This window comes from Rivularia sp. PCC 7116 (assembly GCF_000316665.1).
Taxonomy (GTDB): domain Bacteria; phylum Cyanobacteriota; class Cyanobacteriia; order Cyanobacteriales; family Nostocaceae; genus Rivularia.
This window is the reverse complement of the sequence record NC_019678.1, coordinates 7,144,912-7,157,750: the sequence shown is the minus strand read 5'-3', so window position 1 is coordinate 7,157,750 and position 12,839 is coordinate 7,144,912. Positions and strand designations below refer to the sequence as shown.

9 protein-coding genes are annotated in these 12,839 nt (G+C 35.5%); 2 read left to right on the top strand and 7 right to left on the bottom strand.

Annotation, left to right across the window (positions count from 1 at the left end):
* The first annotated feature begins 753 nt into the window (after positions 1–753).
* Positions 754–1,770 carry a hypothetical protein gene (locus RIV7116_RS27505; protein ID WP_232435727.1) on the top strand — a complete coding sequence of 339 codons (1,017 nt, stop codon included), beginning with the start codon at positions 754–756 and terminating at the stop codon, positions 1,768–1,770.
* Between the two features lie 511 nt (positions 1,771–2,281).
* Here RIV7116_RS27505 and RIV7116_RS27500 read toward each other — a convergent pair.
* A complete protein-coding gene (locus tag RIV7116_RS27500) occupies positions 2,282–3,268 on the bottom strand; it encodes a hypothetical protein (RefSeq protein ID WP_052330858.1) in 987 nt (328 codons plus the stop codon).
* On the opposite strand from RIV7116_RS27500, the gene RIV7116_RS37235 reads away from it, so the two are divergent.
* Positions 3,258–4,205 carry a hypothetical protein gene (locus tag RIV7116_RS37235; RefSeq protein ID WP_015121602.1) on the top strand — a complete coding sequence of 316 codons (948 nt, stop codon included), beginning with the start codon at positions 3,258–3,260 and terminating at the stop codon, positions 4,203–4,205. The genes RIV7116_RS27500 and RIV7116_RS37235 overlap by 11 nt on opposite strands.
* A gap of 526 nt (positions 4,206–4,731) precedes the next feature.
* On the opposite strand, the gene RIV7116_RS27490 is transcribed toward RIV7116_RS37235, so the two are convergent.
* From RIV7116_RS27490 to RIV7116_RS27465, 6 genes are all read right to left on the bottom strand, one after another.
* Positions 4,732–6,117, bottom strand: a complete 1,386-nt coding sequence (locus tag RIV7116_RS27490) for an oligosaccharide flippase family protein (protein WP_015121601.1) — start codon at positions 6,115–6,117, stop codon at positions 4,732–4,734.
* Positions 6,118–6,226: 109 nt separating this feature from the next.
* Complete coding sequence (locus tag RIV7116_RS27485) at positions 6,227–7,186, bottom strand: glycosyltransferase family A protein (RefSeq protein WP_015121600.1); 960 nt, start codon at positions 7,184–7,186, stop codon at positions 6,227–6,229.
* A gap of 397 nt (positions 7,187–7,583) precedes the next feature.
* Entirely contained in the window at positions 7,584–8,768 is a 1,185-nt protein-coding gene (locus RIV7116_RS27480; RefSeq protein WP_044292427.1) for a glycosyltransferase, read from the bottom strand.
* Between the two features lie 165 nt (positions 8,769–8,933).
* Entirely contained in the window at positions 8,934–9,884 is a 951-nt protein-coding gene (locus RIV7116_RS27475; protein WP_015121598.1) for a glycosyltransferase, read from the bottom strand.
* 135 nt (positions 9,885–10,019) lie between these two features.
* The gene (locus tag RIV7116_RS27470) at positions 10,020–11,201 is read right to left on the bottom strand and encodes a glycosyltransferase (RefSeq protein ID WP_015121597.1); all 1,182 of its coding nucleotides are present in this window, start codon (positions 11,199–11,201) and stop codon (positions 10,020–10,022) included.
* Positions 11,202–11,364: 163 nt separating this feature from the next.
* Positions 11,365–12,759, bottom strand: coding sequence for an O-antigen ligase (locus tag RIV7116_RS27465; protein WP_015121596.1), 1,395 nt, complete (start codon positions 12,757–12,759; stop codon positions 11,365–11,367).
* Between the last annotated feature and the right edge of the window lie 80 nt (positions 12,760–12,839).

The following is a 12,839-nucleotide window of genomic DNA, read 5'->3' as shown; positions in this document are numbered from 1 at the left end:
TACTACATAAAAGTATAAATACTTAGCGAAACAATCAAAGTACCGATAATACTTAAGTAGTCAACAACTTTAAAGTACTAATTACTACTTACTTCACACTTCAAAATGCAAAACTAATTTTTGTCTATAATCCTTTTGAGATTGTCTTCTCAAATCTTTCGAGACAATTCAATTCAATTATAACTAAGTGCTATTTGCTACTTAATGTCTTTCAAAATTCAATCAAAAATCAATAAATAACTTAAAAGCATTTTAATTAACCTTTTCTCGCTAATTAAGTTGAGGAAAGAGCGTTTAGCATTGAGATTGCAGCATTTTTAACTGAAAGTCGAGGATTAAGAGGCGAGCCGTAAACAAGCCTATTTGCAGGCTTTGCGGCTCTTGCTACAATATTCGTAATCATAATTGTATCTATTGACTTATGCAGCCAGCAAAGGCATCTTTACTTTTAAATTATGCTTTGGATTGCGAACCAGGCAAAGTTAATAAATACATATAATCTATAATTTTTATAAAGTTATTTTTGCTATAAATTAAGCAATTGCAACTCAAGAAAGCTAATGATTGTCGTTTATAACTTGGGGAATTAGACATATCATGGCGATAGCTATTCAGATAAATAATTTATAATTTCTTAACTATTTGTCATAAGAATGCAAATTAGAGCTTAATTTCACGAGGATGAAAAACCTTTCATTTTTAAGAAGTCTATTCTGGCTGCGTATTATAGTAGTTTTCCTGATTGCCGTAATTATGGCTATCTCTTGGGATTGTGGCAGTACTTTTGGGAAAGCTCCTAAAAGGGATAAATTTTTGCAACCCTTTTTATCTACATCTATTTGGAATATGCCCATAGGTGATAATGCACGTTACGTTAAGGCAAATATAGGTAAAGCCAAACAAGCAGCAGCAGACGAAGAATATTTTTTTGAGTTGAAAGATAAATATCCCTATCGTCGAGTTTACGCTCCTGGAGCTTGGGGGGAAGGAAGATGTACGGGTACGAAATATATGAACATTGCCATCCCAATTCCGGATAACTTAATTATTCCGGATGCGACAAAAGAACCGCATCATACACCAAACAACGCTTCAGCCTTCTTAATGCCAGACGGCAGAACATTAGTTCAGCTTTCACCATTAGCTCGCTGTCAAAAAAAAGGTTCGTTATACGGTTGGCGATATGACAACGTAGATATTTATGGAGAAGGAATAGGGGGGGCACACTTTGGCTCTGGATTATCTTCAATTGGTGGTTCAATTCGTAAAGGCGAACTAACGAACAACAAACCAATTCCTCATGCTTTGAAAGTTGTAATTTGGGCGAAAAAATATTTACATTACGATAATAAAATACGCGGTTATCGCTGGCCAGCAAGTCGTGCTGATGACTATGCAGCGAAAGAATATGGTGGGAAAAATCATGCTTTTGTGCAGGGTTCGTTACTAGCGATTCCGCCAAAAATTACTAAGAAAAGTCTTAAATTACAAACACCAGCAGGTAAAAAGTTATTTGATGCTTTGCAAAATTACGGTGCTTACGTTGTGGAAGACTCACATGAAGACACTCACTACTTCGCAGTAGAAAAAGGAGTTCCCGATGAGTTTCGTAAAAAATACGGTTATGACTTCGAGACAAGAGGCGGCAAATTTTACGATGATTATATGAAATTGTTTCAAGCATTACACATCGTTGACAACAATAGCCCCAATAGTATTGGTGGTGGCGGAAAATCTCGTGTAAAGCTTGCTCCACCGATTGGGAATTGATAGTTTGTGGTTTAAGGGAACGCTCAGCTTGTCCAAAGGGCATAGGCGCATATAAAATCCTCGATCAACTATAAATATTATTCGTGCGTCTAACCCAACCTACAACTACAACTGAACTGTTTCAGTATATTTCTCATGTAATGTATTATTTACAAAAGAGTATCTAAGTAATTTTCCTTTTTTTGTTCTCAACATCAAGAAATTGCGAATTGTCACTTTTGAGGATGACATTTCTTCGTAAGTGGAAATACTATATAAATATGGTTGAGCCAAGAAAAACAAGCAGAGATTCAACCAACTCTAAGTAAACACCCCATTTTAAAGGAGATGAGTTAAATAAAACAATAGAAATTTTACATCAGTAATTTTAAATAAGTATTTACAATTTTAATTTTTGATTTCCTTCTCTTTTTTATTTTGAGTAGATGAGTAACTAATTACAGCAATTAGAGACTCTCATCTACTCTTTTTTTTTGTTTTATTAATGATTAAATAGCCTTTGTCGATTGGGTTAATAAACCTGAATAATCGATTTCATATCCTGCTGTATCCGTTCGAGTTCACTACGCTTTTGAGAAATCCATGCTTTATCGGCAAGAAGTTGTTCTATAGTTTCTTGATGAGCGTTTTCTTGCTGTTCTAAAAGGTTTTCGTAGAGTGAAATAGCTTGAGCGATTTGTGTAGATGCCATTTCAACTCTTTCACCAAATAGTGAAATAATCATTTCAATTAGTTTTTCAAAGATATCATCTATAGAATCATTAAATTTTTCAAAACCTAGTTCAATTACCTTTTCTTTTACACTCTCTTCCAGCATTCCTGCTCCGAACAACCCAGCGCCAAGACCGGCGATTATGGCTAGTACTGGTCCAGCAATAAAAACTACAGGAACTAATGCGGCTCCAACACCAATTGCCCCGAAACCGCCCCAAAAACCATTATATGAAATGGAAATTAAATCATTTTGATTATTATCTAAAAGGGTTAAATCATCAGACTCTTGTTCTTGCAAGGTTTTCAATGTTTTAAATTCATGATTAAGTTTTTCCAACTCGAATTGTATTGTGATATCTAAAGATTCTAAAGGTTTTTGCAATATATTTTCTTTTAATTCCTCATTTATCCAATTATCAAGTTCTTCAGATAAGTCTTGATTAAATTGATAAGCATAATCTTGTGTTAGTTTTTCTCGATTCCAAATTCCTGAATATTCCGACTCCCATTCATTCGATTTTAACTCTAACTTTTCTCCTAACGTTTCAATCCACTCATCCCTAGATTGAATTACCTCTTCAAAAACAGTTTCTAATAATTCGTGAGCTTTAGCATCGATTTTTCCGTAGCGTCCACTTGCTTCCCCAATTTGCTCGAAAATATTCAGCTTTTCAGTTTCAGAGATTTGTATTTTACCTTCCAAAGTATCTTCAGCTTGCTTTAAGCCATCAAAACAAGCTCGAATTAAGTTATCGACTTGGTTTAGAGAATTTTTGATTTTCAAATATCCACGTTCTGAAGTTAAAAACGGCTTTATCGATCTAAAACAAGCTCTTAGAGAGCAAGGTGCAGAAATTAGACAAGTTATCGAGCAGGTTGCTCAAGATATTAAATTTGAACAGCATCGCGTAGTTTTAGTACAAGCATATGGGATATTTACTCAAGCTTTACAGAGGTTTCATTCTGCTATGCAAATACAAGATGACAGCCGCAGAAATGCTGAAATCGATGCAGTACGAGGAATGTTGTATCAAGCATTAGCAAGTTATACCAATCCGCAATTATTAGGAGAAACTTGTGCTGCTGGGCAATTACGTCGATTGGAATGCGCTTGGGGTATAGAACAAGCGATTGTTGCTACCTATCAAGTGCAAAATGAAATGTCCGCAGTTAGCGATCGCCTTTATCATCTAAAAAACCACATTTGTGAAAACGCTTCCACAATCATTAATTCCTGTACTTCCGAAGACGAACTTAATTTCCTTTTCCCAGAAATGAGCCGCATTCGCAATCACGATTTAGCTGTTGTTGAAACATGGCAAAATCAAATTGATTGGATGCAAAGTCTACCGAAGGATGAACTTGAACTTTTAAATAATAGCGATTTAAATAGTTCAGAAACTGAAAAAATTGCGGAAATTGAATCAACTTCAACTGGTTTATCGGTACCACCAGAACAAGTTATCTACGAAACGATTAGCGAAAAATCGCACTATTATTCTTTACGCGAACAATTAAAATTTATGTTCCAGCCAGATTTGCGTAAAGACTACGAAAGTTATATAAATCAACGAGCTAAAATTGCTGGTTATAAACAATTGATTACAAATAATTTACAGCAAGCTTCCGATTTAACAATTGCAAATCTCTATTTTTATTTTAAGATTCGGGATGAATCGGAAAGTGAGGAAGTTGAATTGCTAGAAGCTTCGGCAGTGTAGGGTTTAATAGAAACATATTTGTAGTGGGAATATCTGACTTTCTTTTCTCATATAAACTAGATAAAACTAATATATAAATGTTGGGTTACGACGCATATCATCTTTTCATTAACAATAAATAGTGTTTGTGCGTCTAACCCAACCTACGAATGAATATATATAGCAATTTTCGGTTAAGTTAAATACCTTTAAAACCTCACCCTGTCCTCCGGATATCCCTCTTCTTATTAAGGAGAGGGAAGAAGAGCGAAATCTATTTGTATTGCAAACAAGTCAAAATCATTATATAAAACCAGTCTATAATATTGGGTTACGACGCATATCAAATTTTTTCACTCACAATAAATATTATTGGTGCGTATCAACCAACATACAAATCTACGATTACCAATTGCTTTTGTGTGCCTAAACTAACCTTAAAAAGAAAAATATTAATTGATGGTGCTACGACTTCCTTTCTCCTTGACAAGGAGAGGGGTGCCCTGGAGGGCGGGGTGAGGTATCCCTTTTGGTATTTGACAATTTTTTAAGACCTCAATATCTGATAATATCCCCACAAATTCTTTCTTTCTTTTGTTGATATTAAGGGAAGCAGTAATAAAAATACAGAAAAATAACGTAACGGACTTTCAAGAGTACCAATAATTAATACACTAATTGAAAGAGTAAACCAAATAAAAGCAGTTGTATAGTTTGGCATACCGATTGCTTTGGAAACGTATAAATGTAGGATAATATAGCTGGATAAAGTACATATTTCAGCCCATCCATATCCAATCATTCCCATTTTTGGCACTAGTAAAAACGCCGCACCTATAAATAATATGACGTGAACTAAATTAAACCAGGTAACTCGCATATTTTTACCTAGCAAATAAAGCACGGAAGTATGCAAGTTTAAGACTGAATAAGCAATGTAGCTAACGGCAATGAATGGATATACTTCTAGTACCGGATTCCAATTTTGACCAAATACGATATTTAATATTATCGGCCCTACTAGGGAAAAACCTGCCATTGGCAAACCGACACTCAAAGCCAGTAAATGCATTCCTTCTTCAACACTACTACGCAAACGAGGTTTATTTTCTTTGAATTTTGCTAAAGCAGCGATCGCCAACCGCCAAGCAATATGTCTAACAAAGGAAAGCATTTCTACTAACCGTATGGCTAAAGCGACAAAGGCAACGGCTTCGGCACCAGCAAAACGCCCTACAATCACTGGATTGACTAATGTTCGCAATTCCCAAGTCCAGCTAGAAGCCGAAAATGTAAAACCAAAACCGATCATTTCTTTAGCTAGTTTAGGATTCCAAGAGAAACCGAATTTTAATTTGGCACCTGTGTGACTCAGTATAAATAAAATGTAATTTTGAACTAATAAACCCGTTACCGGTGCCCAAGCACCAGCTCCTTGGAATGCCATCGGGATAGCAACGATATAATAACTAATTTGGCTGATTAATTCGTTGAAAGCAATACGCTGAAAATTTAAATCCCGTTCTAGTTTTGCTGTTGCAGGTACTTTTAAAAGAAAGGGAGGAATTGTAAAAGCTAAAACAAACAAAAGTGGTGAAACTTGCTCTATTCTGAGAATATTACTAATGATATCTCTTCCCAGAATCATACTTAAAGCAAATACTGTACTGACAGCTAATAAAATAGTAAAAGCTTGATTATATTCTTGCTGCTCTGGATTTTCAGTTTTGCGAACTAGATAGACATCTAAACCCCAAGGTCCCAAACGGTAGAGAAATGTAGCTATCCCTGAAGCAGCACCAAAAAAACCATATTGCTCGGGACCAATAACTCTCGTAATAAAAATAACGCTTGCCAAGCTGAGTAAAATACCCAAACCCTGACGGATAACCATAATAAATCCGCCTTTGACGGCTTGATTACGTATTCCCATATTTATAAGTTATAAGAAATATACTTTATTTGTATGTTTGCAATGAATTTGAGCATTAGGCATTTGGCAAATTGGGCAAGAGCATTACACTGATAAGCTTAAAGATATATCATGAAACGGTACTGCTATTCCGCTTAAATAAGGTTTTCCTAAGCCCCCGCACTTTACCGTAATTTTCAGTTCCTAATAAGGCTAACATTGTTATAGCTATAGTCTGACGTAAATACATTAATGTAAAACGTATTTTAGGGTAATGTTGGACTGCCTGTCTGCGGTAGAAAACTCCTTGCTGATAGTCTTTTTCATCTTGAATAGAAGACCAAGCCGCATAAATATTAATCCAGCAATAGCTACGACCTTTTAAATAGAGTAGGTGCTTTGGAGCATTTGCAAAAGTTTTTTCAATTACCTGAGACAATTGAGGAATTATTTTTTCATTACTTATAGTTGTATTATGAGAATGTCTCCGATAGAGAGTTAAAAATTCCTTGATTACTGCAAAAGGATATATGGCAGCAATGCGAGTCCACATATCTCTATCTTCTCCGATACTTAATTCCACATCAAAAAGACCTACTTTATCAAAGCATTCAGCACGAACCATTGCTGAACCACCAGGAGATATCATATCTCTAATCACAATTTCTTCCCATACATCTCCTTCAGAATGAGAAATCTTTGATATTCCTATAGGTTTACTAAACTGGTCAATAAAAGCCGTCCAAGTATAGACTAAACCTACCTTGGGATTAGCTTGCATACAGTTTACTTGCTTTTCTAACTTTGTTGCTTCCCATAAATCATCGGCATCAATAAAAGCAATATACTCTCCTTGAGCCTTGCGAATTCCAGCATTTCGTGCTGCGGACACGCCCTGATTTGTTTGCGAAATCAATTTGACTCTCGGGTCTGTTATTTGCGAAACCCATTCCACAATATCATCAGAACTACCATCATTCACAACTAATATTTCAAAGTCGGTAAAAGTCTGTTTAAAAACACTTTTCAGAGTTTCTGGTAGAAAACTCATGGCGTTATAAGCTGGAATAATTACAGAGACTTGTGGCATAATCTTAATTTTATTTAATTATTTTTGCTTAATTATTTTTGATTTTATATTTAATATTTTGGTTCGCGAGCTATCAATTGATAATTATAAAATAATTGTTTTATTCATACAGTTATTTTATGGTAATTTACGTTGATTTACTAAATTGTATATTCTGAGAGAAGTAAGTGGATCGAATTAAATATAAAACCTCACCCTGCCTCCGGCTTCCCTCTCCTTACTAAGGAGAGGGATTGAGAAGCCACTGCGTTGGGCGGGTTCCCCGACTTATAGCAAGTGGCGTGGTGAGGTTTTATCTTATATTTAATTATGCCTACCTACTTAGCTATGCTTCGGCGTATAGGCATAAATACTTTTTGCATAGCTATCTGATTATTTGTATTTTAAATAACAATATTTAGACTGTTGTCTCCTTCTTTCTTTTAATTGTTTCCATAATCACATTTCTGTATTTCCAAGCTATATTATCCCAACTAAACCTTGCAGCATTACTGACTGCCTTTTGCTGCCAGTTTGTTTTCAAAACCTGAAATAATCCGTCTGCATAGATTTCTGGATTTGTGACATCGCACAATATACCGCTATCGCCAACAATATAGCGGCGTATTTGATCATCAGTTGTAACTACCGGTAAACCACTCGCCATTGCTTCCATATAAGCTAAGCTGAAAGGCTCGTTAATAGAGGGAAGGGTAAATACATCAGCACTGCGATAAACCTCTGGCATTCTCTGGGAAGGAAAAGTTGATATTTTAAAACGATTTACACCAAGCAATTGTTCGCCCCGTGCTTGAAAATAATCTCTATCAGGACCATCTCCACATAGTAATAAACTCACTTGAGATAAGCGAGAAACTGCATTGATTGCTAAGTCCACTCTTTTGTGATTTTTACGATTCAAAGAAGCTACACACAATACAATCGGCGTTGTCAAACCAAAATTTAATTTAGCTCCATCGGGAGTAAATCTTTCTAAATCAACTCCATTAGAAATAATGTTTAACTCTTGCTGTGGCTTGATGTTACGTGCAAATGAAGCAGTCTTTTTATCGAAAACTACCAGACAGTCTGGAGAGAAAGATAGATTGCGCTTTAAACATTTTCCCTGAGCTAGTAAGCCGTTATGTTCGGTATAGAGAATTGGAGTACCTTTGATTGCACGTACAGCCGCAGCCATTGCTAAACCGCCATAATCGTTGCAAGGGAAAATTAAATCTGTCGAATTAATCAGGCAGCGACTAACACAAGGTAGAAAATTAGTTAAATGTTCAATAATAATTTCAGGATGATTTGCAAACCTATGAACTAAATTCTTAATCAACGGTTGATTAATTAAGTTGTAAGTATAAGCGCGAGAAACACCCCCAGCTTTGCGAGAAAAGTTGCCGCATTCAGCACCACTTAAAAGTTCTACATCAAAGTAAGCAGATAAACGACGAGTCATTTCGATGGCAAAAATTTCCGAGCCGCCACTCCAATTCACACCTGCACTAGGATGAAGGATAGTAACTTTTAATGGTTTATGTTTATCTTGCGACTCTTGCTGATACTTATTAGCTGTGTTTACTAGTTGTCTAATCACTTTATTAAACTCTGAATAAATAAAAATAAAGAAAAAAAATTGCCGATATTTAAACATAAATCGGAGAAGTTAAAATTAGGAGTTAAGGATTTTATAATTCCTTTAACTCCTCTATCTTTTCCCTTCTTCTTGGGTACTCCTAACTTTATCTATCAAATTATATTGTTATAATTTCACGGTAGAAAAACGCCGACGAACAGTGTAAATCATTGATTTTATCCGGCTAAAACCATTGTTTCCGAAGATTTGTAGCAGGGCGATCGCTAAGCTTAAACGAATAAAATTAGCACAAAAAAGTATATTAAAATAATGCTTGATAGATTGATTGCGAAAATAGGCTGCTTGCTGGCAGTACCCAGTTTCTAAAGCTTTCCAAGCTAAATAAATATTGGCATAAGCATAAGTACGTTTTTTTATATCGGATAATTCCCCCGGTACAGATTGGAATACTTGCTCGATGGAAGATAAATCTTGTTCGAGCATTTGCCAATTTTTGGTTGTATTGTTGGCATGTTGACGATAATAAACTAAAGGTTCCTTTATTTGCGCTATGGAATAACGCGAAGCAATACGAACCCAAAGTTCCCAATCTTCGGAGGAAGTTAAATTTTCATCGAAATTTCCTACCGCTTGCAAACAGCTATGACGAACTATTACTGAAGAAGTCACTATTGTATTTTGCTCTAATAATTTTTCTAGAGCATTACCTTCCACGTTAGATGTAAATATCCTTCCTAAAGATTTACTTTGTTCGTCAATTATAAGCATTGCAGTATGCACTAAGCCTAATGAGAGATTATTCTTAAAAAGCTGCAACTGTTTTTCTAGTTTTGTAGGTTCCCATAAATCATCAGCGTCAAGAAATGCAATATATTCTCCTTTCGCTTTTTTAATGCCTAAATTTCTTGCAGCTGAAACACCTTTGTTTTGTTGAGAAAGAAATCTCACTCGCGGGTCTTTAATTTCAGAAGCCCACTCTACAATATTATCGTAACTTCCATCATCAATAATTAAAACTTCAAAATCCGTAAAACTCTGCCTCAATGCACTTTCTAAAGTTGCTGGCAAATATTTGATAGCGTTATAAGCAGGAATAATAATAGAACAACATGGCATTTAAATCAAACCTCTTTGCTAAATAACTCCTTAATAGGATGCTATGTATTATTTTATATATTTACTTCTGTATAAAGGTATATTTTTTGGCAAAATAATTTTGTTGATTGATTTAAATCATAGCATCTATGGAGTTTAGCTATATATTTTTTTAATAGTGTTTAAAATGACATCGCGATACTTTAATGCGACTGCATCCCAACTGAATCTTAAGGCATTAATTTGTGGATTTAGCTGCAAATTTGCTTGCAACACTTGAGATAATGCTTGTGCGTATATTTGTGGGTTAGTCACATCGCATAAAATACCGCAACTACCAATAATATAGCGACGCATTTCGTCATCTGTGGCGACTACGGGTAAACCACTAGCCATTGCTTCAATATAAGCAAAACCGAAAGGTTCGTTGATGGAAGGAAGCGTAAATATATCGGCACTGCGATAAACCTCTGGCATTTTATCAAAGGGGAAAGTGCATATTTTAAAACGATTTGAACCGAGTAATCTATCGCCTTCTGACTGAAAATAATCTTTGTCTGGACCATCTCCACACAATACTAAACTGGCTTGAGGCAAATGAGAAACGGCGTTAATTGCTAAATCTACCCGTTTGTGATTATTACGATTTAAAGAAGCGACACATAATACAATTGGTTTATTTAGACCGAAATCTATCTTGCTGCCTTGAGGAGTAAATTTTTCTAAATCGACTCCATTTGGAATAATGCTTACCTGTTGTTTGCTTTTAATATTACGAGCAAACGCAGCAGTTTTATCATTATAAACTATTAAACGATCGGGAGAAAAACGCAAGTTTCTTGTTAAACATTTGCCTTGGGCTAATAAACTATTATGTTCGGTATAAAGTATGGGGGTACCCTTAATTGCACGTACAGCAGCAGCTACTGCTAAACCACCATAATCGTTACAAGGAAATATCAAATCTGTAGGATTAGTTAAACAATGAATAAAACAAGGTAAAAAATTGGTTAAATGTTCTATAATAATCTCAGGATGATTCGCAAAGCGATGAACAAAATTTTTAATCAGTGGCTGATTGATTAAATCGTAAGTGTAAGCGCGAGGAATACCTCCAGAAATACGAGAAAAATCACCGCATTCAGCACCACTTAAAAGTTGTACGTCGAAGTAAGTTGATAGACGACGAGCTATTTCAATAGCAAAAATTTCCGAGCCACCACTCCAATTAACACCTGCACTCGGATGAATAATCGTAATCTTGTAAGAATCTTTTTTATTCTTTTTATTATTTACTTTCAGGCGATCGCCTGTAGATCTAATTAATTCTTGAATCACTCGATCAAACTCCAAATCTATCAGTGAATATTGGCTCGGAAGGCTTGAATCATCAGCAATCAGCTAAATTTTTTATCAGTTAGCAGTTAGCAGTGAGTAGTTAACAGTTAATTATTTTTAATGCCCAATGCCCAATGCCCAATGCCCAATGCCCAATTACCCATTACCACTTAACCATCTCTTCCTCCCCCCAACCAACAATTGCAAATAGCAGCCACCAATAGAAAAATAAAGTTGTATGACTCCAAACATTATCAGTTGCCATTCCTAGAAACACTGCGGCAAAAATAGATATCATTGTTACGCAAAGTCTTCTACGGGGACTTCCTAATGGTGAATTTCGCAGATATTTAATTAGAAAAGCAATTTGTACTCCTAAAAATATCATGAAACTTGTAAATCCGATAATGCCAGTTTCTGCAAGGAATCTTAGATAGTCGTTATGAGCATAATTTTGAAAATAAGTAATATATTTACTTGTTCCTAAACCATACCCCAAAAGTGGCGACTCTTTCCAAGCATCTATCAAAAAAGACCATTGAGCAATTCGCCAATTAGCACTGTTTCCATCTCCAAATGATAGTAAGATTGTTCGTGATAGATCTAAATCTTGGTTAAAAATTGGCGTTTCTAGCAGTGCAGCCAACTTTTCGCTTCCTAATTCAGTACTCCCAAATAGGTAAAATACCATTGCGATAAATAAAAGTCCCCCAATCAGCTTTAATAAATTCAATTTAGGAATAATTAAACTGATTAAAAATACTGACATCATAATTAAACTAGTCAGAGATTTTGTCATCACCATAAAAAACGCCAAAATTCCCAGCAGCGTCAACCATAACCAGCGTCTTTCTCTTACATATCCCAGTTTCCATAATGTGAAGCTAATAAATAAAAATAAAAAAGTACCGAAAGTACTTGGATGTCCTAAAGTTGAATTGAGACAATTATTACAGGTTATAGCAGCAGGAAGATTTGAAGGTATAGCTAGTTGCAATAATCCAACTGTTAAAGGTACTAAAAGGCTAAAAAATAAAACCGTTATCGCTTTTTCCGGATGAATCTTCTCCTTTAACTGCATTACCAACAGATACACTATCAACCAAGAGAATATCCGCGTCCATTCTCTTATGCCATCTATGAGGTAAGTTGTTCCTAATAATCCCCAACCGACTAGCGGCAGCACTACCCATATTCCCAAAAATCCTACCCACGCAGCAAAAAACCAGAAAAATTTATCTGTCTTAATTTTTTGTCTTAATAATAGTTGGACTACCACATAAAGTATGGTTAGTAAGTCTAATCCAATTGCAAAAGCAGCAGGTACCTGTTGTGCGGAAAAAGGATCTAAAGAACTGCGTAAAATTAATAAAGTTAGTACCGCTTGTTCAAACCGAGCAAAAAAGAATACGACTACTCCGACTACACCCAAAAGTAAACCAATATAAACAGGTACAGCACCAGCCCCGAATCCCACAGTTACACCGATGCCAACCCCTATCAACCCTACCAAGACTGACAAATAAAACGAAGCACTTAACTCTCCATTGCTTAACATGTTTAGCTCTTAATTGGTAATTGATAATTAATAATTGGTAATTGGTAATTGGGAATTGGGCATTGGGCATTGGGCATCGG